The following is a 23,300-nucleotide window of genomic DNA, read 5'->3' as shown; positions in this document are numbered from 1 at the left end:
AGGGCATGAAGATCGAGGAGATCGACCTGGTGGCGTTGCCGGCCGCCGACGACTGGCCGGCACTGGTGGCAGTGGTCAGGACCGACGACGGTCTGACCGGCCTCGGCGAGGTGGGGATGCGCGGCCGCGAGCGGGCCGCGGCAGGTTTGGTGGAGGACCTGCGCCCGCTGCTCGTCGGGGTCGACGCGACCAGGATCGAGCACATCTGGCAGCTGGGCTTCCGGTCGGTGTTCTTTCCCTCCGACCGCCACCACGCGTCGGTGCTGGCCGGGATCGACATCGCGCTGTGGGACATCCGCGGGCAGTCGCTCGGCGCACCGGTGCACGAGCTGCTGGGCGGGCGGTCGCGGGACTACGTTCCGGCGTACGCGCACGTGCGCGGTGGGTCGATGGACGACGTACTCAACCATGCCTCCGACCTGGCCGGTCAGGGGTGGAAGCACCTGCGGCTGACGGCGTGGGACCCGCAGGAGCCGGAGTACGACGCGCGTCGTGCGGTGCGCTGGTCGGTCGACCTGATGCGGGAGCTGCGGGCCGGACTCGGGGACGACGTCGAGTTGCTGATCGACGTACACACCCGGCTCGACCTGGCCGAGGCGGTGCAGCTGTGCCGCGAGCTCGAGCCGATGCGGCCGTTCTTCGTCGAGGACCCGCTGCGTAGCGAGCATCTGTCGGCGTACGAGTCGCTCCGGAGCCGGGTCGGCGTACCGATCGCGGCGGGGGAGCAGCTCTGCACCAAGTGGGAGTTCCGGCAGCTGGTCGAGGACGAGCTGATCGACCACGCCCGGATCGACCTCGGCCACACCGGGCTCACCGAAGGGCGCAAGATCGCGGCCCTGTGCGAGACGCACCACGTGCAGCTGGCGCTGCACAACTCGATCGGCGCGCTCTGTACGGCGGCGTCGACCCAGTTCAACACCGCTCTGCCCAACGTGAGCGTGCAGGAACAGGCGCACCGTGCCACCGCGCCGCTGGGCGCCTTCACCTCAACGATCGTGGCCGAGCCAGGCCGCCTGACCGCGTCCGACGCCCCAGGCCTCGGCATCACAGCGGACCTGTCCCAGGCGGTGCCGCCCGAGACAGCCACCATCCCCCGCCTCCACCGCCCCGACGGCTCCGTGACGAACTGGTGAGACTCACAGCGTGCGGCTCGACAGGAGGTGCCGGGCCGACCGTAGTGCAGCTGAGCGCGGGTGTGTTCCTGTGTACGGTGTATCGCCGGTGCACTACCTGTTGGTCTGTACACCATCGAGCTGGAAACGGGGGTGCGGGCCGGTGACGTCTACCAGTTGGTGATCGACTTCGGCTGACTAAGGCGTGTAGCGGGCGATGAGGGTGTCCATCGCTTCGTTGATGGCGGGGTCGATGTGGTGCCGGGCCGGGTCCTCGTCGTGCCAGGCGACGATCTCGCGGGCGCCTGCTTCGAAGGGGATGGTGGCGACGAAGTCCGGGACCACGCGGCGGAGTTTGGTCAGGTCGAAGACCGCCGCGTGGGCCTTGTCGCCGAGCAGGCCGTCGCCCCAGGAGGGATGTACGGCGGCGATGGCGTCGGAAGGGACGTGGACGATCTGTGCCGTCGTCCCGGCCGCGGTGGCGAGTGCGTGCGCGATCTGGTCCCAGGTGAGGACGTCGCCGGAGGTGATCTGGAACGCCTCGCCGACTGTGCGGGAGTGGCCGAGCAGCGGGACGAATCCGCGGGCGAAGTCGCGGTGGTGCGTCAGCGTCCACAGCGAGGTGCCGTCACCGTGGACGACGACGGGTTGGCCGCGACGCATGCGTTCGACGATGGTCCAGCCGCCGTCGAACGGGACCAGGGTGCGGTCGTACGTGTGCGACGGCCGGACGATCGTGACCGGGAATCCCTCATCCCGATACAGCGTGGTCAGGAGGTCCTCGCAGGCGATCTTGTTGCGCGAGTACTGCCAGAACGGGTTCCGCAACGGCGTCGACTCGGTGATCGGCAGCCGGGCCGGAGGTGTCTGGTACGCCGAAGCGGAGCTGATGAACACGTACTGGCCGACATGTCCGCGCAGCGCATCAGTGCGAGCCTTCACCTGATCCGGCGTGAAGGCCACCCAATCCACCACCACATCGAAGTCCTGCCCGGCAACCTCCGCGAACGCCGCCGGATCATTCACATCAGCCGTGATCTGCCGCACCTCCGCCGGTATCGGCCGGACAGAGGTCTTCCCACGGTTCACCACCGTGAGCTCGAGCCCGGCCTCAACCGCCCGCCAGGAACACGCCGAACTGATGATCCCAGTCCCACCGACGAACAAGACACGCAACGCAGTCATGCGAACAACTCCTCAGAACTTGATCTCGATGTGGGTGCCGGTGGGGATGCCGGGGTGCCGCAGCCACAGGACGCCGGCGTCGTACCGGAAATCTGCGAGGTTGGCGTCGTTGGCTTGAACGGTCGTGGGGTTGGCGGGGACGCGTAGGGCGGTGATGACCTGGACGCCGCTTGGGGCCTCGCAGGTGAAGTGGATGGTGGTTTGGTCCTGTTGCCAGTTGACGACTCGGCCGGCGGAGGCCAGGACGGGTTCTTCGTCGTAGGTGAGGTCGCGGTGCCAGGTCAGTTGGCCTGGGCCTAGCTCGCGTCGGCGGACGATGCTCAGTTGGGGGTCGAGAAGGTCGAGATACTTGCCCTCGACAACGTGTGAGCCGCCGGCCTCTTCCAGTACGGCGCCGATGAGGTACGGACCGCGCTGCACGGACAGCCAGTTGGTGGACTTCCAGGGGTGACCGCCCGCTTCGGCCAGCTCGCGGATCGCCGCGACCAGCTCGGCGGCGCGGTCCGGTGATTCGGTGAAGTCGGCGGGCCGGAACGGAAGGAAGCGGACCCGGCCCTGACCGATCGGCTGGATGCCGTCGCGGCTGCGGTCCGCCCCGAGCGCCTCGGCCAGGTGGTCGGCGCAGCTGTCGTAGCGGCCGGTCCACCAGGAGCGGATCTCGTGGTACGGGTCGGCGCCGTCGCCGACGTACAGCAGGCTGCCGCCGCGGCTCACCCATCCGGCCAGCGCGAAATGGATGCCGGGGGCAAGCGGCTTCTGGAATTCGTAGCTCAGGACGAGTACGTCGACATCGTCCAGCGCATCAGGTGTATCGATCACGTTCTCCAGCTGGACCGGGCTGACTCGCTGCCCGTCGTACAGCGGTGGCAGCGCCAGGCCGTAGAAGTCGGAGAAGTGCAACTGCTCGCGGCCTTCGAGTGCCAGCGCATCCTGCAGGCCGTCGTAGTGTCCGCTCTCGCCGCCGGGCGACCAGCGTTGGAACATGGCGGTGTCCGAGAGCGCGATCCCGATCCGCGGTCCCTCGCCGGGCCAGCGCACGTCGGGCTGGTCCAGGTCGCGCAGGCTGTTCATGGCGATCAGGTAGCTGGTAGCGGTGTCCGGCGGAATCGGCTGCCGTTCGGTGGATCCCTCGCGCAGGTAGGGGCGGTTGAAGATCCGGTTGGGCCACGGCGCCACCTCGTACCGCGAGACGCCCGGGTGCAGCAGTGACGCGACGAGGGTGCGCTGGTAGTTGGCCAGATAGTCCTCCCAGGTGCGGTCCGGGTGGTCCTCGATCGGGTCGTGCAGGAACCACATCCGCCGGTCGGTCCCGCGGGTGAGGTCCTGCGCGATGCCGTACTCCAGGTACGCCGTCTCGAACGTGCGCTCGGCGACCTTTCCGGCGTACACGTTGGGCGTCCGGGAGGTCCCGGTCCACACCTGCGCGATCGCGCCGTCGATCGAGGGCAGCGTCCGCAGGCGTGATTCGGGGCTGATGATCTGCCACTGGGTGTAGTTCAGGAGGCTGTGCGTCGGGACGTAGAAGCGGACCTGACGACCCTGCTGGAGGGCTTCGTCGCGCAGTACGGACGTGACCCGGTCGAGGCTGCGGGAGAGCAAGTGCTGCTTGAGTTGCCCGGCGCGGAAATGCGCTTCGGGCGTGCTGTGCGGAGGTTGCCACGGCTCACCGAAGTACGCCTGCCACTCCCGCTTGAACGATTCCGAATACCCGGCGCGGGCCCAGAACTCCGGCTCCTCGAGATGGATGCCTTCGACACCGAGCTCGATGATCGGGCGGAGTTTCTGCACCAGGTACTCGGTGAAGCCGAACGTCGGGACCATGTACGGGATGTCGGTGCTGCTGCCGTGCAGGATCGCCGACCCGTCGCCCGCGGCCTGCGCGTCGGCCCAGTGGTCGGACCCGTCCCACCGCCCATCCAGATAGTCCTGATAGTTGCCCCACGAAATACCGGTCATCAGATGCACGCGATACCCGGCCTCACGCCACCGCGCGATGCGCTCCGGCGTGGTCTCGTTGAGCCCGTAGACCATCACGAAGTCGGTCCGCAGATCGATCGATTCGTCGTACGGCGCCTGCTCCTGAAACCCGGTCGCCTCACGGTCCTTGTCGGCGTTGCTCTTCGTCATACGCCCTTCCCGTTCCCTCGACTACCTCCAACCCTGGCCGGTCGGCGTTGGAGGCGCCACCTCACTGTCAGGAACTGGACACCGCGTCCGTGGTCACAGGTTCGGGTAGCTGAGTCGGCGGGCGTGGGGGATGTTGAGCTTGTCGTGGGGGGAGAGGAGCCAGAGGGGGTTGCCGAAGCCGATGAGGGTGTTGGTGGCGTCGTACACCTCCAGGCGCAGGTAGCTGCCGAGACCGCGTTCGAGGGTGAACGTGGTGGAGCCGTGGGAGAAGGCGTCGGCGGGTACGGCGTGCTTGTTCTTCGTCGCCTGCTCCAACCGCGAAAGCATGCTGGCGCCGCCGCCACCCGAGGCGCGGGGGAACGTTCACCAACGCCACGGGCAGCCTTCACGTTTGAAAAGGTCTGACCGTCTGCCCGGTGGTGATCGCCTGCTCGATCGCGCAGATGATGTCCGTGACCAGTACGCCGTGATCGATGCCCGGCCCGAGGTCGCCGCCGTCCACGAGTCCCGCAGCGAAATCCTGGACCATCCACACGGCTGGGCCGACCTGTGACCGTCCGATCCGGCCGGAGACCGGCCAGGCCGATCGGTACTTGTCGCTCACCACGGTGAGGCCCTGGTGCGACAGGTCCGCGGTCACCGAACCCTCGGTGCCGATCACCTGGAACCGGAAGTCGACGATGCCGTCACCGGCATCCGGGAGCGTCCACGCCGACGAGAGCGTCGCCGTCGATCCGTCGTCGAAGGTGAGCAGGGCATGTACGACGTCCCACGTGTCGATACCGCGCTTCGCGAGGACGCCACGAGATCCCACCGCGCTCACCGACACCGGCTTGCTGCCGGTGAGCCACAGGAGGAGGTCGACAGTGTGTGGCATGAGAAACCAAGCGGGTGACGACTGGCCCGCCCACGACAGCATCGTGGTCGGCACGAAGAAGGAGTTGCTCAGGGTGGCCGATGCCGTGATCGGTTCGCCGACGGACGCCATCGCTGCTTTGGCCTGTACGACGTGCGGGTTCCAGCGGTTCTCGAAGCCGACGAGGCATCGAACGCCCGCGCGGTGAACGGCCGCGGCAATGGCATGGGCGTCATCCGAGGTGGTGGCGACCGGCTTCTCGATCAGCAGATGCTTGCCGGCCTCGGCCACCTCGACGGCAATCTCGCGGTGGGCGAAGTCGGGGGTCGCCACGATCACCGCATCCGGATCGAACTTCTCGAGCAACTCGGAGTGCGACGCGGTGACGGGAAGGCCAGTAGCGTCACGCGCCTCCTCGGCCACCGTGGCCGAGGGCTCCGCCAGGCCGACGACGGTGACGTCCGGCTGTCCTTCGAGAGCTCCGGCGAACAGCCTCCCGCGCAGCCCGGCGCCGACGATGCCAATGGTGACCATGAGCGCCCCTTCAGGGAACGTAGTGGATCAGAACAGGGTGAAGCCGCCGTCGACCTTCACGATCGAGCCGGTCATGAAGCTGGACGCGTCGCTGGCCAGGAAGATTGCCACCGGCCCCAACTCCGGCGGCAGCCCGTAGCGCTTCATGGCGGCGGGATCGACGCACCATTCCTTGAACTCCGGCTGGTCGACAGGCGACATCTCGGTGAGGAAATACCCGGGCGCCATCGCGTTCACGCGGATTCCGTGCGGCGCCCACTCGGCCGCCAACGCCTTGGTCAACTGATGGACGGCGGCCTTGGAGGAGAGGTACGACGCCTGCCAGCGGGGCTGGTTGACGATCTCGGCCGACATCGAACCGACGTTGACGATCGTGCCGCCACCTCGCTCCGCCATCCGGCGCCCGACCGCGCGACTGCAGTACCAGATGCCGTCGACGTTGACGGAGAACACCTCATGCCAGGCGGAGTCGGGGGTTTCGAAGGCCCGCCCGGCGACGCCGATGCCGGCGTTGTTGAGCAGTACGTCGATCTCGCCGAACTCGGTGCTCACCTGTTCGACCGCGCGTTCGACGTCGTCGACATCGGACACCTCGAGCTGTACGCCGTACGCGCGAATCCCGAGCGCACTCAGTTCGTCGGCGGCGGCCTGGGCCGAGGCGAGCGTTCGCGCTGTGACCGCGACCGCGGCACCGGCATCGCCGAGTGCTTCGGCCATCGCGCGTCCCAGGCCCCGGCTGCCGCCGGTGACGAGAGCGACCTTGCCCTCGAGTGAGAACTTCTGCAGGGCGTTCATGGTGTCCCTTCGGTGGCATGCGGGGTGCTGGCCTACATCTTCCACCGAACACTCCTGGGAAGAGGGACAGCGTCTCGCCCCTGCGGGGTGATGCCGCGGTCGCCGTACGACGCGACGATGGTGACCCTGCGAGACAGAGGGGGAGCACGATGTCGTCGGTGCGCGTGATGCGGGTGGTCGTTCTGGCCGTGGCGGCTCTCGTTCTCTGCTCGTGCGGCGACGGCGGTTCCATTGGTTCGCCGACGGCCGCGCCTTCGCGCTCACCGGGCGAGCGGCCGGAAGGGACGGCGTCGGTTCCCAGCCCGACGCGGTCGGCCCGTGCGGAAACCACCGCGCCAAGTCCCGAGGACACGCAGACAACCCGGACGCCGGCACGTCCCGAAAGCACGGCCCCCAGTCCGGATGACACCCAGCCGAACCCCACCGAGACAGTGACCCGCACCGAAACCACCGCGCCGCCTCCAGCGCCGACCCAGACAGAGACTCGCACCGAAACCATCACGCCGACCTCAACGCAGACCCAGTCTCAACCCGCGTCTCCGACCTCGCCGCCGATAGCGCCCACGTCGGCCGAGACATCCGATACGCCGGCCTGGCTGTGGTGGGTGCTGATCGCGTTCCTGGTTGCGCTTGCCGTCGCGATACCGCTTGTGGTCCGGAGCCGGCATCGCCGGGCCTGGCAGGACGACCTCGCCTCCGCGGAGGAGGAGGTGGCGTGGTTCGCCCGGTCGCTGATCCCCGACCTACGCCGGACAGGTTCAGTCGAAGCAGCCGCCGGCGGCTGGACCATCGCCGCAAGTCGCGTGACCGCGGTCGAGGACCGCCTGACTGTCCTCGAGGCGTCCGCACCCGACGACTCCACCCAAGCCCGAGCAGCCACCCTCCGAGACGCCGTACGCTCCGCGCGGCTCCGCATGGAAGCCCTCCGCGATTCCAGCACCGCCGAAACGCTGTCGCAGGACCTGGACGCAGCGGCCGGCGACCTGGAATCAGCTCTGACCCCACCAACTCCGACGGAGTAACCGCATCCTTCGTTCGGGCTTGGCCGAAATGTTTGGTGGGGGTGTTGCGGCGCAGCAGGATCGGGAGCGATTTCGCCGTTGAGGAGACGTGCATGGTTGCCGATGTTGTGATTGCGGGTGCGGGGCCGAACGGGTTGATGCTGGCGTGTGAGCTGAGGCTGGCCGGGGTACGCCCGGTGGTGCTGGAGCGTCTGCCTGAGCCGCGTCCGCAGAACCGGGCCAACGGCCTGGTCGGTCAGGTGGTCCGGATGCTCGATCGCCGTGGTCTTTATCAACCGTTGGCCGGGAAATCCGATCCACCGCAACCGCTGCCGGCGTTCTTCTTCGGCGCCATGCCCCTGGACCTGCAGGTGCTCGACGACAACCCGTTCTATCTGCTGCCCGTACCGCAGACCCGGATCGAGCAGGTGCTGGCCGAACGTGCCGCCGAGCTGGGTGTCGAGGTCCGCAGGGGCCACGAACTGACCGGGCTGTCCCAGAACGCCGACACGGCCACCGTCGAGGTCGCCGGCCCGGACGGGAGTTACGAGATCAGCAGCCGGTACGTCGTCGGCGCGGACGGTGCGTCCAGTACAACGCGCAAACTCGCCGGCATCGACTTTCCCGGCGCGACCAGCGATCACATCGTCACCCGCATCGCGGAAGTCGCCGTACCCGATGGGTATGTCGACCCGGCCACCGGTGGGCTGACCGTGCCTGGCTACGGCTACATCCCACCGATGTACCACCGCACCGAACAGGGCGTCTTCGCCTACGCACGGCTGGCGTCCGGACCGGATCTGGTGTTCACCGTCGAGTGGACGGCCGGCGGGCTCGATCCCGATGCGCCGCTGACGCTCGAGGAAGTTCACGACAGCATCGACCGCGTCATGGGCGTTGACCTGCCGCTGCGGTCACCGGACGGCGGGGGACAGTATCGGTTGGATCGGTCGATCGGGGTCAATACCCGCCTGGCCGACCGGTATCGCGACGGCCGGGTCCTGCTGGTCGGAGACGCCGCCCACGTGCACTTCGTGATCGGCGGACCAGGGCTCAACCTCGGTTTGCAGGACGCGGTCAACCTCGGCTGGAAGCTCGCGGCGACCATCCACGGCTGGGCGCCATCGGGCCTGCTCGACACATACGACGCCGAGCGGCGGCCGGTCGGTGAGCGAGTGTCCACGCTCAGCCAGGCCCAGCTCGCGCTTCTGGCGCCGGGCAGCGAGGTCACGGCACTGCGTGAGCTGTTCACCGAGCTACTGCGCGAGCGTCAGACCGTCGCCCAGATCGCGAGCATGATGTCGGGTGCGGACATCCGTTACGAGATGGGAGCCCGCGATCCCCACCATCTGATCGGCCAGTGGGCTCCCGACCTGATGCTCGACACCGGCAGCGAACCTGTCCGGCTCGCGGACCTGACCACGACCGCCCGGCCGCTGCTGCTCGACCTCACCGACGACGGGTCGCTCTCGACAGCGGTGGACGGGTGGCGCGACCGCATCGACACCGTCATCGGCCACACCAAGGACACCTCGACCACTGGCCTGCTCCTGCGCCCGGACTGCTACGTCGCTTGGGCGACCGACACGCCTCACCCAGATCAGCACGACCGGGAGGCGCTCCGTGCGGCCCTGACTGCCTGGTTCGGGCCATGCTGAATCGACTACGAGCTGTTGAGTCTGGTGAGATCCAGGCCCAGGACAGTCGCGCAGTGGATCACCGCCTTGCCGTCGCGGCGGCTGGAGATCAGGCGGGCCTGCCGCAGCGACCTACTGTGCTCGGACGCCGATGCCGCACTGATGCCGAGCTCCCGCGCGATGTCACCGGTGGTGTGCTCGGTGGACAGCAATCGCAGTACCGCCGCCCGGGTCACCCCGAGGATCGCTGCGAGGGAGTCGGACTCGGCACCGACCCGGATGCTCAGCTCGGCCGGAGCGGGATAGGCCAGCAGGACCGGTTGGTCGGGCAGCTCGCCTACCAGCGGCGGTCCGGTCCAAAAGGCGGTGGGGGTGATTACCAGTCCGCGTCCGGCCAACCGGACCGTGCGGTCCTGCGGACTGTCGATCTGCAGGCAATCGTCGTACCAGCTCGCCCCGGGGATGACCGTGGTCAGCGCGTCCCTGACCCCTCGGCATGCCAGCAGCCGCCCATGCTGCGCCAGTTCGCTGTGGTGGTTGGCGCGGATGTCGGGCCAGTACGGTTCCACCGTCGCCGTGAACGCGGTCTTCGTCCCGTGCACCAGCGTCCGTCCGGCGTCGCGGTCTCCCGCGAAGGCAGACCACATCGCTACACCCGAGTTGGGGGCGCTGAAATACAACGCCATCTCCTCGCGCAACCGCTCCGCGCCGAAACTCAGGAACGTTTCCATCCCTTCGTCGAGGTCCGGGCTGGCGGCGAACGTGGGTGACACCGCCCAGGAGAAGTGCCCACCGACGTGACGCACCGTCGGTCGCGCCGACAGCGGGATCGCCGCCAGTGCGCGGTTGCGCCACCGCTCTCCCCACGGCGCGCGAATCCCCTGGCGCAGCCCGACGGCCGCGAACTTCAGCTCCAGGATCGGAGTGGGCTCGGGCAGGAACCGCGTCGACGCGAGGTCGTCCGTGGTGAACAGGATTCTCAGCATGCCGTCCTCCAGACAGTCACACTATCGCCGTACCCAGAATCCCCGTCCACGTGCGCTGTGTGAGGGTTCAAACGATTGTCGGAGGTGCGTTTTAGAGTGCACGCATGACTTCCACGAGGTACGACGGAGACACCTGGGACCTGGCCTCGAGCGTCGGCACGACCGCCACCGCGGCCGCGGCAGCCCGGGCGATCGCGACCCGGACGGATCGACGGCTCATCGACGACCCGTTCGCCGAACCGCTCGTCCGGGCGGTCGGCATCGACCTTCTGACCGGGCTGGCGACCGGCGAAGTCCCTCCCGGCGACCTGGTCGAGCAAGTCTGGATCGACGTCGCCAAGGTGCGTACCAAGTTCTACGACGAGTTCTTCCTCGCTGCGACGAGCGCGGGCATCACACAGGTCGTGATCCTGGCGTCGGGGCTGGATTCCCGCGCGTACCGGTTGCCCTGGCCGGCGGGGACCGTGGTGTACGAGCTCGACAAGCCGGAGGTCATCGAGTTCAAGACCCGCACCCTGGCCGAGTTGGGCGCTGCGCCCACCGCCGACCGGAGAGTGGCCGCGGTCGATCTCCGCGACGATTGGCCCGCCGTACTGCGCGCCGCCGGATTCGACCCGGCCCGGCCGACCGCCTGGAGCGCCGAAGGGCTGCTCGGCTACCTGCCGCCCGAGGCGCAGGATCGCCTGCTGGACACGATCACCGAGCTCAGCGCACCGGCAAGCCGGGTCGCGACCGAGAGCAAGCCCAACCCACAACCGGGCGACGAGGAGAAGACGAAGCAACGCCTGGACCGCATGTCCGACCAGTGGCGCGAGAACAACTTCGACCCCGGCATGGCGAGAGTGCGCTACTACGGCGAGCGCAACGAGGCTGCTCCCTACCTCACCGACCACGGCTGGATCCTGAACGGAGTCACCATCCGGGATCTACTCGCCGCCAACAACCTCCCGCCCGTCAACGACGACGACATCCATCTGGGCGAGGTGGTCTACGTCAGCGCCGCCCTTCGGCGAGGACCCAGCGCCGGAAATCGGCCGTCCTGATGTTGCTCCCGCACACGATCGTCGCAACGCTGCGCCCGGCGAACCTCTCACGGTCCTCGAGGATCGCCGCGATGCCGAGCGCGGCTGACGGCTCGACCAGAAGGCCGGCGTGGTCGAAGAGGTAGCGCATGCCGCGTTTGATGCTGTCCTCGTTGACCAGAACGACGTCGTCGACGACCTCGAGGAGGTCCTCGAGCACCTCTGGAATGGGAAAGCGGCCGGCCACGCCATCGGCGATGGTGTCGATGGTGTCCGTAGTGACCACAGCGCCCTGGCGCCACGACAGCGCCATCGCCGGCGCGCCGGTCGGTTGGATTGCGATCACCTCTGTCCCAGGTGACAGTTCGCGGAGAGCAAAGCCGACACCACTTGCCAGCGCTCCGCCGCCAAGCGCAACCAAGACGACGTCGAGGTGCGTGGCCGCGCCGTCGACCAGTTCGAGCCCGATCGTGGCGGCGCCCTCACAGCTGCCGAGGTCGAGGCTGTCCTCCACGAGGTAGCTCCCGGTCGCATCTGCGGAGATGCGTGCCAGCTCACGAGGCCGTTCGATGTCGACACCCTCGAGGTGCACCGTCGCCCCAGCCGATCTCATCGCTTCGACCTTGAGAGGATTCGCCGTCTCGGCCGCGAAGACGGTGACCGGAATCCCACGCCGAGCGCCGCTGTAGGCCAGGGCCAGTCCGAGGTTCCCGGCGCTCGCGCAGACCGCAGACGTGTGGCACGCCCGATCGAGAAGGGTCGACATGATGGTCTCGGTGCCTCGACCTTTGAAGCTGCGGACGGGGTTCAGCGTCTCGACCTTCAGTACGACGGAGCACCCCAACGCCGCACTGAGAGGGGCAGACTCGTACTGCGGGGTGTCCAGGAAGGCCGGGTCGATCAATCGCTGCGCAGCCCGGATGCGCCCCAGGTCAAGGCGCACTGTCGCGTTCCGCATCGGATTCTCTTCTCTATAGATCTTGGTCAGGGCGCTAGGTGGCGGTTCGCATCGCGTCCAAGGTGCTGGCGAGCCACTTCTGCTCGGCCGAGGAGGTCGCGCGGGCGATCTGCTGGATGCCGGCCCGGAACGGGGAGCTGAGTTCGTCGCGGCGCAGCACGCGGTCGTTGTCGACGAAGAACCCGCGCTGAGGGTCTTGCAGGAAGTCCAGCCGACGCCGAAGAATCTCGGCCTGCGCCTGTCGTGAGGGCACGAGGTGGAGGAACGCCAGGACCACGAAGTACTTGTTCCGGTCGGTGATGTCCAGTTCGCTGGGCTCGGTCAATCGGTGCTGGAGTTCGGCGCGGCCGGCGCCGGTGAGCTCGAGGACCTGACGGGTCGGCCCCCCGGCCCCCGGCTCAGGGCGCCGTACCACCAACTGCTTTTGCTGGAGGCGCTTCAGCGCCGGGTACAGTGCGCCGTCGCTGACAGGCCGCACATGTCCCAGCAGTACGGCGAGCCTCCTGCGCAGCTCATAGGCATGCAGTGACTGCTCGGCCAGGAAACCGAGAATCGCAAGCTCGAGCATGGCGCGTACCTCCAGGGACTGGCTGGGCCGGGCGGTCGAGCGGGTCAGGACGACGAACGCCGCGACAGACACCAGGACGACCCCGGCTGCTTCCAACTGGAGGTGCGACAGGCGTTCACGCAGGACGATCGCGCCCAGGAGAACCGCCACCACAGGTGCCGCGAACGACACGAGCGAGGCACGGACCGCGCTGACACGCTGCAACAGAAGGGTGTTGGCGAACCAGCCTAGCCCGGAGCACACGACTCCGAGGACCGCCACGGCCGCCCAGGGACCGGCCTCCCACCGGACGCTGCCGACCCGAGCCGCGGCGAACGGCGCGGACACGATGGTCGCGACCCCCATCTGAACACAGGTGAGCGTCAAAGCCTCGGCCGTGCGGAGCCGGCTACGGACGAGCAGGTTTCCGACCGCATAACTCACCGCCGCGAACAGCGGAAGGAGCGCCCATGGCATCGCTCCGCCGGCGCGACCGGCGTTCCCGGCCAGCAACGCCGTACCGCACAACGCGGGCACCAGACAGGCTGCCTGGTGCCACCGCAGGCGCTCGGACGGCAGCAGGATGTGGCTGCCCACGGCGATCCACAGGGGAGTGGTCGACAACAGCAGCGACGACAGACCGGTCTGCACATGGTGCTCGCCAACGGTGATCAGGACCGAAGGCAACGCCGCGCTGCACACTCCCACACCGATGACCTCGACCGGCTTCTCCCTGATCAGTACGCCGGCGCCCCTGACCGCTCGCGCGAGGCCCGTTCTGGCCGTCGACACAGTGACCAGCGTCGAGAACGCGAGCCCGAACCGCAGACACGTCACGACGGCCGCCGGCAAACCACTCCCGGCAACCGAGATCAAGAGGAACGGAACGCCCAAGGTCAGCGTCACCCACACCCCGAGCAACCCGTTCCACCGGCGATGAGCCATGAGCACATACTAACTCGATTCGAGGTAGTACGTCGATCCAGTTTCGCGGTCAACGTGCTGTGCTGGCGCCTGTCGGATCTGGGACGGCGTGCTCGTAGTAGAGGTGAGCGGATGTCCAGGAGGGGCGCCGTCTGAGCCACAGGAGATGATCGAGATGCAGTATCTGGTTTCGGCGATCGACGACGAGACGAGCTCTGCCAGCCCGGGTGACCCGGCTGCGTACAACAGCCGGCTCGCGGCCGAGGGGCATCTGGTCTTCGTCGGCGGACTCGCGGCGCCCGGCACGGCCACGGTCATCGACAACCGGAATGGGAAGCCGCTGTTCACCGACGGCCCGTACCTGGAGTCGAAGGAGTACCTCGGTGGCTTCTGGGTCATCGAGGCGCCCGACCTCGACACTGCACACAGGCTGGCCGCCGAGGCCTCCAAAGCCTGCAACCGCAAGGTCGAGGTCCGCCCCTTCCAATGACCGGAACAGCACGAACGTCGATCGCGACCCCACAGGCTGTAGAAAGAGAGTGTGTCGGCGTTGGGGAGGCCAACGGGGAGCGGCAGCGCGGTGTTGCGTGTGGCTGATGAACTGCAGGCACGCATTCCTGCTCTGTTGCACGAGCACGAGCTTCCGAGTGTGGCGGTCGGGGTTTGTGATTCGAGGGCCGTGTTGTGGTCGGCTGGGTTCGGAACCACTCCGGGTCAACAGCTCCTTCGAGGATCGTCCCGAAGGCCGGATCACCCTGCGCCACCTGCTCAGTCACACCGCCGGATTCACCCACGAAGCGCCGGTCGGCTCCAACTATCTCGTCGGCCGTAAATCCTTCCAGGCGCACTGCGACAGCATCTCCGACACGTGGTTGCGCTTCCCCGTCGGCCGCCATCACCAGTCCTCCAACCTCGGCATCCGGCCACGCGCGGTTGCCGGTGCGGGTCCCGATGGTTGCCGCCGGCGGTCTGTACACGAGCGTCAACGACGCATGCGGCTATCTGCAGTTCCATCTCACCGGTGGCGCGTCCTTGATCGATCCCGCGCCCCTCGCCGAGATGTACGCGGCGCCACACAGTGACCCGGACTACCGCCTGGGACTTGCGCTGGCGCGCGGACGGCGTACCGGTCCGAGGCCACGGCGGAGGCGGCTTCGGATTCCTGTCCGCTGGCCGAGGAGATCTTCCGCGACCTCATCCCGACCCGCCCACAGCGAAGCGCACCGACTCCCGAACCAGTCGCCGTGCCCGCGACGTCCCTGGCTGGTACGCCGACCGCGGCAGAAGGTCCGTGGAATCGGGACTACGTCATCCTGGCCCACTGTGGGTCCGTCGTCGTACCGGCCCGCTGACGGCAACGGCCTGCTGACCGGGACGGTCGTGGCCCAGGACGGTCACCCCGTACCCGGTGCAGCCGTCGGCTTCGGTTCCGGCAGCACAACCACCGACGCCCACGGCCGCTACGTGATCGAGGCCCGCGCCGGCAAGTACACCCTGACTCCGTCGGCCGAGGGGTTCGAGGACGGACACGGCGTCAAACTCCGAGTCCGCGATGGGGCGATGCTCAGCGCGGACCTGACTCTCGGCAGCGCAGCAGGCAGCGACGGCTAGGTCATTCCAGGCCGGCGGTGCTCATGGTTGTCACGGCGGCGGTGCGGCTGGTGACTCCGAGGCGTTCGTAGATGTGGTTGAGATGCGTGCGTACGGTTCCCTCGGACAGCTGCATTCGCCGGGCGATCTGGGTGTTGGTGTAGCCCTGGGCTACGTATTGGAGCAGCTCGAGCTGGCGTGGAGTGAGTGGCGCGGGTGCTCGCCGGCGCCGCTCGGCGCTTCGGTAGGCCGCGATCAGGTGCGGCCGCAGCAGCGTGAGCACCAGCCGGTCCCGCTCGTCGAAGTCCCGGCCCGGGCCGCGCCACAGATACAGCCGGGTGCTGTGTCCCGGTTCGTCGGGCAGGTAGACCATCAGCGCCCGCATCCGGCCGCCGCCGTAGTCGATGCCCATCGGGCTGGCCCGCCACTGGCGGTCGGAGACGAAGTCGCTCAGCTTGGTCACGCTGACGATGTCGCCGGTGCGCTGCCCGTAGTTGCAGGCGTCCGAGGTCTTGTCGAGCTCCCAGTAGTGCGGGTCCGGAGGGTCGTTGCCGATCTCGACGTACTGGGACTCGCCGAGGGCTTGTTCGAGGAGGAACTCTTCCTGGGCGGGCCGGGCACGGGACACCTTCATGGAGTCGCTGTGGAACAGGTCGCGCAGGCACTCCATCAATTCCCACGGCAATGCGGGGCCGGGATCGTCCGCCTTCAAGGTGAGCAGGTCGCGCATCGCATTCAGGTCCCGCCCGCTGATGCCGTCGGCCATGACGCCCTCCCACTGGCGACGCTACGCCGCCGCCACGCGGGGTGCCATACGCGACAGCGCGTATTCTAGCCCGCCGACCGCCGTACCTAGCGTCGAAAGGAATCCGGGATCCGAACCCGGAACCTTGCGCCAGGAGGTTGGTCATGAACCACACACGCACAGCGATCTCAGTCGCAGCGCTCGCCGTGAGCGCGACCGCACTCGGAGCGTCCACCGCGGCGGCAAATCACCCCGCCGAGAACGGCACGGTGTCGGGTGCGCTGATTCCCCACGATCCTCCATCACCGAAGACCGTCGAGATCGCGGTCGACGACACCACCTCCGAGGCCGTACAGGCCGGCGCCTCAGCCCTCGGCGGTGCCGGCATCGCGCTCGGAGCAGTCCTGCTCTACCGACGCCGTCAGGTGCTGGACCGCTAGGCCTGCGTCCCGTTGCTCTCGCTTCTTTGGGCGAGGCGCTGGAGTTGGCCTGCGTGTACGTCGCTCACCCATTCCCAGCCCACCTGGGGCGATGAGACTCGCGGGTCGCGGGTGTCCTGGCCGTCGCGCAAGGCCTGCACGTAGGCCCGATCCTGGTCGATCCGTGCGTGCAGCTCGTCCGCTCCGCCGACGGACCCGTGGCCCGGGACGACGACAGTGACGTCGTCCGCGACGGCCGCGAAGAGCCGCAGCCCGCCGAGGTAGTCCTCGAGCGGGTCAGCGGCGGCGCCGTACAGGTCGGGCATCGGAACCAGGACATCGGACAGCATGTCGCCGGCGACGAGAACGCCCTGATCCTCGACCAGCAGTGCCGCATGGCCGGTGGCATGTCCTTGATGCTCGATCACCCTGACCTTCGGGCCATCCCAAGGAAGCTGGGTGGTTCCGGCGGGTAGAGCGGTGATGCGGCCGAACAGGTCCAGTGGTACCTCGTCGGCGATTTCCTCCGGCAACCCCCCGGCGGCGCGTTCCTTCCAGTCCGCCTTCGACAGCAGCTCTCGCATGAACGCAGCGCAGCGGGCAGTGCCGTAACGGGGCACTTCACCGAACTCGGAGTGCCAGAGCACGTGATCCCAATCAGGATGCGTCGCGAATCCTGCGACCACGGACTGGCCCATTGCGCGAAGGTCGCTCGCGAGACAGGCCATTTCGCCGCCCGTGATTCCGGGGTCGACGAGCAGTACGCCGTCCCTGCCCTGCACGACAACGGCGTTGTTCTGGATCAACTCGCTCTGGTGGACCAGGACACCGTCCGCAACCTGCGTCAGCATCAGCCGGCCTCCTTCACATCGCGGATCGCGTAGCGGTGCATCGTGACGCCCTGCTTGAACGATCGCTGCTCGAGCAGCTCGAGGTCGATCGGCAGGTCGTAGTCGTCGAACAACGGCCGGCCGAAGCCGAGGATCGTGGGGTGGGTGGCGAGCAGCAACTCGTCCAGCAGTCCCGCGCGGAGCAGCTGCGTCGCGAGCGTCGCGCCGCCGACCCCGATGATGCCGTCGGTCTCGGCCCGGAGCGCGGCGAGCTGGTCGATCGCGTCGTCTCCGCCGATGATCCGGGTGTTGTAGTCGGCGCTGCGGCGGGTGCGCGAGACGAGCACCTTGGGCTTGGCGGTCCAGATCTCGGCGAACTCACGCATGAAGTCCGGCAGCGACGCGTCCGCGCGCCCGCGCGGCCAGTACTCCTCCATCGTCTCGTAGATGACCCGGCCGTTGACCATCAGCGCGAGTGCCTGAGCGTGGGCGTTGAACGCGCGGTGCAGCTCTTCGTCGATGCGCAGCCACTCGCCCGCGCCGTTGTCCCCGGGAACTTGCTCGATCCGCAGGTCGAGGGACACGTTCATCGAATACACGAAGCGGCCCATCATCCCCCTCTTCCCAATAGTGCTTGCGTTCTGCAATCACTATATTGGGATGCAAACAGCTGTCAAGGAGGAGTCGTGGAACCACGGTCCGGGTGTCCGATCAACGCCGCCGTCGAGGTGCTCGGGGATCGCTGGTCGCTGCTCGTGCTGCGCGACGTCATCTTCGCCGACCGACGCTACTTCCGGGGGCTGCTCACCGGGTCGATCGAGGGCATCGCCTCGAACATCCTCGCCGACCGCCTCGTCCGGCTCGTCGAGGCAGGGATCCTCAGCCGCGGCACGGCCGCCCGGGGACAGCGCGCGCAGTACAGCCTCACCGAAGCCGGCATCCAGACGCTTCCGATCATCTACGCCCTCGGCAACTGGGGCCTCGACTGGCGCCCCGGCACCGACGAGCTCCGCAGCCGGCAGCAACTCATGCGCGACGAGGGCCCGGCGTTCATCGAGGACCTCATGGACGAACTCCGCACCCGCCACCTCGGCGCCCCAGCGAAGCCGCACAACGGCCCAGGCCCACTGGAGCGCCTCGACGCCGCCACCACCCAACAACACGCCGACTAGGCCGATGAGGGCGGGATGTCGAGATCGCTGCGGCGGCTCCGTCTCAGGGGTAGATGCGGCCACCCTGGCCGCACCATCGCACCCAGGGAAGGTCAGCCATGCGGAAGCTCGTAGTTCAGCAGTGGGTCACGGTCGACAACATCGCGGCGGAGGAGGACGGCGGCCTCAGCTTCGTGTCGGGGGAGCCGTTCGACGACGCGGTGACCGACAACCCTTTCCAGAACAGCTTGATGGGTTTCATCGACTCGGTCGACACGTTGCTTCTCGGCGCCAACACCTACAACCAGTCCAAGGGCTATTGGCCGTACGCCGAGGACCAGGGTGAGTACGGCAGGAAGCTGAACAACCTGACCAAGTTCGTTGCCTCGTCATCATTGGATCACGCGCCATGGGGCGACTTTCCGGCCGCAACCGTGACGCGCGACCCGGTTGCCACCATCGGGGAGCTCAAGGAGCAGAGTGGTAAGGACATCTGGCTGTGGGGGAGCTTGAAACTGATGCGCTCCCTGCTGGCGGCCGGCGCCGTCGACGAGGTCCGGATGCTGGTCTGCCCGTCCACCCGCGGCAAGGGAACGCACCTCTTCGAAGGTCAACAGAACCTGAAGGTCGCCGAGGCCACCGCCTTCGACGACGGCGTCGTACTCCTGCGGTACGAGCTCAAGCCTTAGGCAACGGTTCGGCGCTGGGTACCGGGGGTCCATGGGTGCCTCCGCGGGGTTGACGTGGCTCGGGTGATGGGGCGGTGGGTGGTTTTCGGGCTGCTCTGTGCGCTTCTGCTGGGCGGATGTGGCAATGCCGATCAGCAGCTGACTGATGCTGCGGCCCAGTCGGCGCGGCAGGCGGAGTCCGAGGTCAACACGACGCGCCTCGTCGTCGAGCAGTTGCAGGTACGTCATCTGTGGCGGCGTACGGCGGTCGTCATGGTCACCGACGCGGAGAAGTCCGTGGCGAAGGCGGTCAGTTCGTTCGACGGTCAGCAGCCGTCGACGAACGAGTCCCGGCGGATGTACGAGCAGGTTGGCGAGGCGCTCGACAACGCTCAGAAGGCGGTCACGGCGACCCGAATTGCCTTGGGCAACGACGATCTCGCGGCGGCCTTGCGGCAGTTCGACGTACTGCGCCGATCGGCGGACGAACTGGATCGGATCGGGGAGCAGGCCACGTGAAGAAGGTCCTCGGTGTCGCCCTCGGGATCCTCACCGCGATCGGTGGATTCGTCGACATCGGCGACCTGGTCACGAACGCCCTGGTCGGCGCCCGCTTCGGGATGCGGATGGCCTGGGTCGTCGTGGTGGGTGTGATCGGGATCTGTTTGTACGCGGAGATGTCGGGCCGCGTGGTCGCGTTGTCCGGGCGACCTGTGTTCGATCTGATTCGCGAGCGGCTGGGTCGCCGGACCGGGCTGGTCACTTTGGTCGCGTCGTTCCTGGTCACCCTGCTGACCCTGATCGCGGAGATCGGCGGTGTCGCGCTGGCCTTCGAGCTGGCTAGCGGCGTGAACTATCTGCTGTGGATGCCGTTGGTCGCGCTGGCGGTCTGGCTGGTGATCTGGCGGGTGAAGTTCTCCCGGCTGGAACAGGTGTTCGGTCTGCTCGGGCTGCTGCTGATCGTGTTCGCGGTGGCGTTGTTCAAGCTCGGCCCGGACTGGGGCCAGCTGGTGCATCAGGCGACGAATCCGCATCCGGTCGGGCACGAGAGCTGGGCGACGTACACGTACTACGCGATCGCGCTGTTCGGTGCCGCGATGACGCCGTACGAGGTGTTCTTCTTCTCCTCGGGCGGGGTCGAGGAGAAGTGGAGCCGGGACGATCTGGTCACGGCGCGCACCAACGTGTTCGTCGGGTTTCCGCTCGGCGGGTTGTTGTCGCTGGCAATCGCCGGGTGTGCGGCGGTGCTGTTTCTCCCGGCCGGGATCCAGGTGGGCACGCTGGGACAGGTGACACTGCCGGTGGCCGTTGCCTTCGGCAAGATAGGGCTCGCGATCGTGCTGATCGGCGTGTTCGCGGCAACGTTCGGCGCCGCGCTGGAGACGGTGTTGTCCTGCGGGTACACGATTGCGCAGTACCGCGGCTGGCAGTGGGGGAAGTTCGTCCGGCCGCGGGAGGCCTCGCGGTTCCACGTGATCATGATCGTCTGCCTGGCAATCGCGGTCCTGACGTTGCTGACAGCGGTGGATCCGGTGAAGGTGACGGAGTACTCCGTGGTGTTCGCGGCGATGGCGCTGCCCTTGACCTACCTGCCGATCCTGATCGTCGCGAACGACCCGGACTACGTCGGTCGGCACACGAACGGGCGGGTGCTGAACTTCTTCGGGCTGATCTATCTCGGCCTCCTGGTGGTCGCCTCGGTTGCCGCCATTCCCTTGATGATCCTGACGAGAGCGGGGCAATGACCATGGCCGGACGCGTGCTGCACGCCCAGCTGCATCTGCTCGACCGGCAGTTGATCGACCAGGCCGACGGTCACCTGCTCGGCAAGGTGGACGACGTCGAGCTCGACCTGGACAGCGATCCGCCGGTGGTGTCCGCGCTGTTCTCGGGCCGGGAACGGATACCGGCCCAGCAGATCGCCGAGATCGACACCGCGGTGAAGGTCGTCAACCAGGGCCTGGATCTCGAGCACCACGACGACTGGACCGAGCGGCACATCATCGACAAGATCCCAGGAGCCGGCGATGCGACTGAATGATCTGCTCGGCTGGCGCGTGATCGATGGCGCCGGTACGACGATCGGCGGGGTCGCCGACGTACGCCTGGTCCAGGACGGACCCGTGCTGGCGTCGATGCAGAGTGCGTTGCGGGTCGACGGCCTGATCGTGGTCGAGCACCACACCACGAGACTGTTCGGGTACGAGCGTCACGTCGGACCCGCGTTGTTGCGGTGGCTGGTCCACCGCCGGCTCGGCGAGGTCTGGTACCTGCCGTGGAACGAGGTCGACGATCTGACCGACGGCACCGTGACCACCGGCACCCACCGCGCCGACCTGAAACGCCACGAGGAAATGGCCCGCTACTGAGGACCGGTAACGGGTTCGAACGGTTATCCGGGTTGTCCTTCAGCTCGTCGAAGAGGCGCGCTGCGCGGTCTTCTGGGGTCAGTGGTGCTTTTCGGCGAGGAGGGCGAGGCGGCGGAGGGTTTCGTGGTTGCGAAGGCGGAGGACCGGGTCGACGAGTGGGTGGGGGATGAGCGCGAGGGGGCCGCTGACGGCGCGTTCTCGCATCAGGAGGTCACAGTCGCCGTCGCGGTCGGTGAGCACGAACTCGACGATGCCGGCACCGGTGGGCCACGCGCGGACCTTCAGTTGGAGGAAGCGGTTCGGTTCGTACTGCGCGACCGTCGTGGTGTCGTTCAGGACCAGCGGCCAGATGCCGACCGAATGGTGAATGCTGTGGCCGGGCTGAGGCCAGCCGCCGTCGACGTCGCGGACCCGGGATGCGCCGACAACCCAGGCGGCGTACGTCCAGCCGTCGGTCAGGATCGCGAAGACGTCCGCCGTCGAGGCGTGGATCAAGCAGGTGGTCTCGGTCATGCCGCTGTCCGTCATGCGCCCCCGGTACCCGCCGCGGCTGGGATTACCAGGTCCTGTGCGGCCGCGGCGAACGCGTGGATCCGGGCGGTGGCACCGTCGGTGCGCCACAGCAGGCGCCACTGCACCGGCGGTGCGTCTCGGAAGAGAACGTAGGCGACATCGGGGCGCATGTAGTAGCGCCTCATGTGGGCGCCGATCGGGAAGACTCCCCGGCCGGCACCGACGAGGGTCAGGATCTCCTGGAACGACCCGGCCGCCGGCAGTACGGCCACCCCGGCGAGTTCCTCGACCGAGACGGACTGCTGGTCAGCAAACGGGTGTGCGGACGGTACTGCGAGCATCCGTGCCTCGGTCACGAGCGCGGGTCCGGTGACGAGGTCGTCCCGGTCGCTGAGGAAGCAGGTGAGCAGCACCTCCACCTCGCCGTCGAGCAGCCGCGGTACGGCGTCGTCGAGCTGCACCTCGCGTACCACGACCTCGCAGCCAGGCTCGCGAGAGTGCAGCAGCTCGGCGGCGTCAAGGAGCAGTTGGCCTCCGGCCGCACCGACGAAGCCCACGCGCAGGATGCCAGTGACGCCTCGGGCCGACCGGACCGCCCGTTCGACCCCGGCCGCGATCAGCTCTTGCGCGGGCCGCAGATCCTCGGCCAGCCTGTGCCCGATCGGGGTCAGCTCCACGCGCCGACTGGTGCGGTTGAACAACGGCGCGCCGACGCGACGCTCCAGTCCCTTGATCGTCTGGCTGACCCGGGCCGTGGAAACGTGCATCCGCTCGGCGGTTCGACCGAAATGAAGTTCCTCGGCGAGCGTCAGGAACGTCTCCAGCTCGTAGCGCTCCAGCATTCTCCGATCCCTTCGTTAAGGCACACTTCACGAGCGTTGCACAGGTTCGCGTTGATCGACAGAGCGGCTCGGACGAGGGTGAAGGAGTCCGAGCTTCGTACGACGTGAGCAGGAGAGTTCATGCACACCGCCCGTGATCAGGTCTCGCCCTTGCCGCTGATGGAGCTGTCCATCGGTTTCTGGTCGTTCAAGGCGCTCGCGACTGCACAGGAGCTGGATCTCTTCGGCCGTCTGTCCGGCACCGACGGTCACACCATCGATGAACTTGCCGAGCTGCTGGGGGTTGATCTGCGGCCCGTCGAGTTGCTGGTGACCGCGTGTGCGTCGATCGGGTTGCTCGAGCGGCGGGACGCGCGCTACGTGAACAGTGCGCTGGCCGATGAGTTCCTTGTTCCCGGCAAGGCGTACGACTTCGGCGGTTGGGTGCAGATGCTGGACCGCCGGCTCTACCCGGCGTGGGGCAGGCTGACCGAGGCGGTGCGAACCAAT

The 23,300-nt window shown here is 67.7% G+C and carries 28 protein-coding genes; 15 read left to right on the top strand and 13 right to left on the bottom strand.

What is annotated here, in order from left to right:
* Window positions 1-5 precede the first annotated feature (5 nt).
* Window positions 6-1,133 carry a mandelate racemase/muconate lactonizing enzyme family protein gene (locus tag E0H75_RS30805; protein WP_131517224.1) on the top strand — a complete coding sequence of 376 codons (1,128 nt, stop codon included), beginning with the start codon at window positions 6-8 and terminating at the stop codon, window positions 1,131-1,133.
* A 177-nt stretch (window positions 1,134-1,310) separates the two neighbouring features.
* Here the strand turns inward: E0H75_RS30805 and E0H75_RS30800 are convergent, their stop codons facing one another.
* The 5 genes from E0H75_RS30800 to E0H75_RS30780 all read right to left on the bottom strand — a co-directional run bounded on the left by E0H75_RS30800 (window position 1,311) and on the right by E0H75_RS30780 (window position 6,609).
* Window positions 1,311-2,297, bottom strand: coding sequence for an NAD-dependent epimerase/dehydratase family protein (locus E0H75_RS30800; RefSeq protein ID WP_131517223.1), 987 nt, complete (start codon window positions 2,295-2,297; stop codon window positions 1,311-1,313).
* 12 nt (window positions 2,298-2,309) lie between these two features.
* A complete protein-coding gene (locus E0H75_RS30795) occupies window positions 2,310-4,424 on the bottom strand; it encodes a hypothetical protein (RefSeq protein ID WP_131517222.1) in 2,115 nt (704 codons plus the stop codon).
* A 93-nt stretch (window positions 4,425-4,517) separates the two neighbouring features.
* Window positions 4,518-4,751 carry a hypothetical protein gene (locus E0H75_RS30790; protein ID WP_131517221.1) on the bottom strand — a complete coding sequence of 78 codons (234 nt, stop codon included), beginning with the start codon at window positions 4,749-4,751 and terminating at the stop codon, window positions 4,518-4,520.
* Window positions 4,752-4,809: 58 nt separating this feature from the next.
* On the bottom strand, window positions 4,810-5,814 hold the full coding sequence (locus E0H75_RS30785) for a Gfo/Idh/MocA family protein (RefSeq protein WP_131517220.1): 1,005 nt from the start codon (window positions 5,812-5,814) through the stop codon (window positions 4,810-4,812).
* A 27-nt stretch (window positions 5,815-5,841) separates the two neighbouring features.
* Window positions 5,842-6,609, bottom strand: a complete 768-nt coding sequence (locus E0H75_RS30780; protein WP_131517219.1) for an SDR family NAD(P)-dependent oxidoreductase — start codon at window positions 6,607-6,609, stop codon at window positions 5,842-5,844.
* 605 nt (window positions 6,610-7,214) lie between these two features.
* Between E0H75_RS30780 and E0H75_RS30775 the strand changes: the two genes are divergently transcribed.
* The gene (locus E0H75_RS30775; protein ID WP_131517218.1) at window positions 7,215-7,631 is read left to right on the top strand and encodes a hypothetical protein; all 417 of its coding nucleotides are present in this window, start codon (window positions 7,215-7,217) and stop codon (window positions 7,629-7,631) included.
* 92 nt (window positions 7,632-7,723) lie between these two features.
* A complete protein-coding gene (locus E0H75_RS30770; RefSeq protein WP_131517217.1) occupies window positions 7,724-9,268 on the top strand; it encodes an FAD-dependent monooxygenase in 1,545 nt (514 codons plus the stop codon).
* A gap of 5 nt (window positions 9,269-9,273) precedes the next feature.
* On the opposite strand, the gene E0H75_RS30765 is transcribed toward E0H75_RS30770, so the two are convergent.
* Complete coding sequence (locus E0H75_RS30765; RefSeq protein WP_131517216.1) at window positions 9,274-10,233, bottom strand: ArsR/SmtB family transcription factor; 960 nt, start codon at window positions 10,231-10,233, stop codon at window positions 9,274-9,276.
* 104 nt (window positions 10,234-10,337) lie between these two features.
* Here E0H75_RS30765 and E0H75_RS30760 point away from each other — a divergent pair, with 104 nt between their 5' ends.
* Window positions 10,338-11,276, top strand: coding sequence for a class I SAM-dependent methyltransferase (locus E0H75_RS30760; RefSeq protein WP_131517215.1), 939 nt, complete (start codon window positions 10,338-10,340; stop codon window positions 11,274-11,276).
* Here E0H75_RS30760 and E0H75_RS30755 read toward each other — a convergent pair.
* Both E0H75_RS30755 and E0H75_RS30750 read right to left on the bottom strand, forming a co-directional pair.
* A complete protein-coding gene (locus E0H75_RS30755) occupies window positions 11,227-12,213 on the bottom strand; it encodes a threonine ammonia-lyase (protein WP_131517214.1) in 987 nt (328 codons plus the stop codon). The genes E0H75_RS30760 and E0H75_RS30755 overlap by 50 nt on opposite strands.
* A 34-nt stretch (window positions 12,214-12,247) precedes the next feature.
* Entirely contained in the window at window positions 12,248-13,705 is a 1,458-nt protein-coding gene (locus tag E0H75_RS30750; protein WP_131517213.1) for an EamA family transporter, read from the bottom strand.
* Between the two features lie 154 nt (window positions 13,706-13,859).
* Here E0H75_RS30750 and E0H75_RS30745 point away from each other — a divergent pair, with 154 nt between their 5' ends.
* The 3 genes from E0H75_RS30745 to E0H75_RS43260 all read left to right on the top strand — a co-directional run bounded on the left by E0H75_RS30745 (window position 13,860) and on the right by E0H75_RS43260 (window position 15,295).
* Entirely contained in the window at window positions 13,860-14,174 is a 315-nt protein-coding gene (locus E0H75_RS30745) for a YciI family protein (RefSeq protein ID WP_131517212.1), read from the top strand.
* 106 nt (window positions 14,175-14,280) lie between these two features.
* Complete coding sequence (locus E0H75_RS45100) at window positions 14,281-14,766, top strand: serine hydrolase (RefSeq protein WP_131517597.1); 486 nt, start codon at window positions 14,281-14,283, stop codon at window positions 14,764-14,766.
* 241 nt (window positions 14,767-15,007) lie between these two features.
* Complete coding sequence (locus E0H75_RS43260) at window positions 15,008-15,295, top strand: carboxypeptidase-like regulatory domain-containing protein (protein ID WP_165554132.1); 288 nt, start codon at window positions 15,008-15,010, stop codon at window positions 15,293-15,295.
* A gap of 1 nt (window position 15,296) precedes the next feature.
* Here E0H75_RS43260 and E0H75_RS44720 read toward each other — a convergent pair whose 3' ends face one another.
* Window positions 15,297-16,040, bottom strand: coding sequence for a helix-turn-helix transcriptional regulator (locus E0H75_RS44720; protein WP_272948943.1), 744 nt, complete (start codon window positions 16,038-16,040; stop codon window positions 15,297-15,299).
* Between the two features lie 143 nt (window positions 16,041-16,183).
* On the opposite strand from E0H75_RS44720, the gene E0H75_RS30725 reads away from it, so the two are divergent.
* On the top strand, window positions 16,184-16,459 hold the full coding sequence (locus E0H75_RS30725; protein WP_131517210.1) for a hypothetical protein: 276 nt from the start codon (window positions 16,184-16,186) through the stop codon (window positions 16,457-16,459).
* Here E0H75_RS30725 and E0H75_RS30720 read toward each other — a convergent pair.
* Both E0H75_RS30720 and E0H75_RS30715 read right to left on the bottom strand, forming a co-directional pair.
* Entirely contained in the window at window positions 16,456-17,289 is an 834-nt protein-coding gene (locus E0H75_RS30720) for an MBL fold metallo-hydrolase (RefSeq protein WP_131517209.1), read from the bottom strand. The genes E0H75_RS30725 and E0H75_RS30720 overlap by 4 nt on opposite strands.
* Entirely contained in the window at window positions 17,289-17,882 is a 594-nt protein-coding gene (locus E0H75_RS30715; protein WP_202873254.1) for a dihydrofolate reductase family protein, read from the bottom strand. Before E0H75_RS30715 ends, E0H75_RS30720 begins: the two co-directional genes overlap by 1 nt.
* A gap of 72 nt (window positions 17,883-17,954) precedes the next feature.
* Here E0H75_RS30715 and E0H75_RS30710 point away from each other — a divergent pair, with 72 nt between their 5' ends.
* The 6 genes from E0H75_RS30710 to E0H75_RS30685 all read left to right on the top strand — a co-directional run bounded on the left by E0H75_RS30710 (window position 17,955) and on the right by E0H75_RS30685 (window position 21,456).
* Entirely contained in the window at window positions 17,955-18,440 is a 486-nt protein-coding gene (locus E0H75_RS30710) for a winged helix-turn-helix transcriptional regulator (protein ID WP_131517208.1), read from the top strand.
* 98 nt (window positions 18,441-18,538) lie between these two features.
* Window positions 18,539-19,108, top strand: a complete 570-nt coding sequence (locus tag E0H75_RS30705; RefSeq protein WP_131517207.1) for a dihydrofolate reductase family protein — start codon at window positions 18,539-18,541, stop codon at window positions 19,106-19,108.
* 66 nt (window positions 19,109-19,174) lie between these two features.
* The gene (locus tag E0H75_RS30700; protein ID WP_131517206.1) at window positions 19,175-19,606 is read left to right on the top strand and encodes a hypothetical protein; all 432 of its coding nucleotides are present in this window, start codon (window positions 19,175-19,177) and stop codon (window positions 19,604-19,606) included.
* Complete coding sequence (locus E0H75_RS30695) at window positions 19,603-20,832, top strand: NRAMP family divalent metal transporter (protein ID WP_131517205.1); 1,230 nt, start codon at window positions 19,603-19,605, stop codon at window positions 20,830-20,832. Before E0H75_RS30700 ends, E0H75_RS30695 begins: the two co-directional genes overlap by 4 nt.
* Window positions 20,829-21,128, top strand: a complete 300-nt coding sequence (locus E0H75_RS30690) for a hypothetical protein (RefSeq protein ID WP_131517204.1) — start codon at window positions 20,829-20,831, stop codon at window positions 21,126-21,128. The genes E0H75_RS30695 and E0H75_RS30690 overlap by 4 nt, the downstream gene beginning before the upstream one ends.
* Window positions 21,115-21,456: a hypothetical protein gene (locus E0H75_RS30685; RefSeq protein WP_131517203.1), complete on the top strand. Its 342-nt coding sequence runs from the start codon at window positions 21,115-21,117 to the stop codon at window positions 21,454-21,456. Before E0H75_RS30690 ends, E0H75_RS30685 begins: the two co-directional genes overlap by 14 nt.
* Window positions 21,457-21,534: 78 nt before the next feature.
* Here the strand turns inward: E0H75_RS30685 and E0H75_RS30680 are convergent, their stop codons facing one another.
* Both E0H75_RS30680 and E0H75_RS30675 read right to left on the bottom strand, forming a co-directional pair.
* On the bottom strand, window positions 21,535-21,969 hold the full coding sequence (locus E0H75_RS30680; protein ID WP_131517202.1) for an SRPBCC family protein: 435 nt from the start codon (window positions 21,967-21,969) through the stop codon (window positions 21,535-21,537).
* Window positions 21,970-21,980: 11 nt separating this feature from the next.
* Window positions 21,981-22,811, bottom strand: a complete 831-nt coding sequence (locus E0H75_RS30675; protein WP_131517201.1) for a LysR family transcriptional regulator — start codon at window positions 22,809-22,811, stop codon at window positions 21,981-21,983.
* A 120-nt stretch (window positions 22,812-22,931) separates the two neighbouring features.
* Here E0H75_RS30675 and E0H75_RS30670 point away from each other — a divergent pair.
* On the top strand, window positions 22,932-23,300 hold a 369-nt coding region (locus E0H75_RS30670), incomplete at its 3' end, for a methyltransferase family protein (RefSeq protein WP_272948942.1).

It is taken from the genome of Kribbella capetownensis (assembly GCF_004331485.1).
Lineage (GTDB): Bacteria > Actinomycetota > Actinomycetes > Propionibacteriales > Kribbellaceae > Kribbella > Kribbella capetownensis.
The sequence above is the reverse complement of the archived record's forward strand: the minus strand, read 5'-3'. Positions and strand labels throughout refer to the sequence as shown.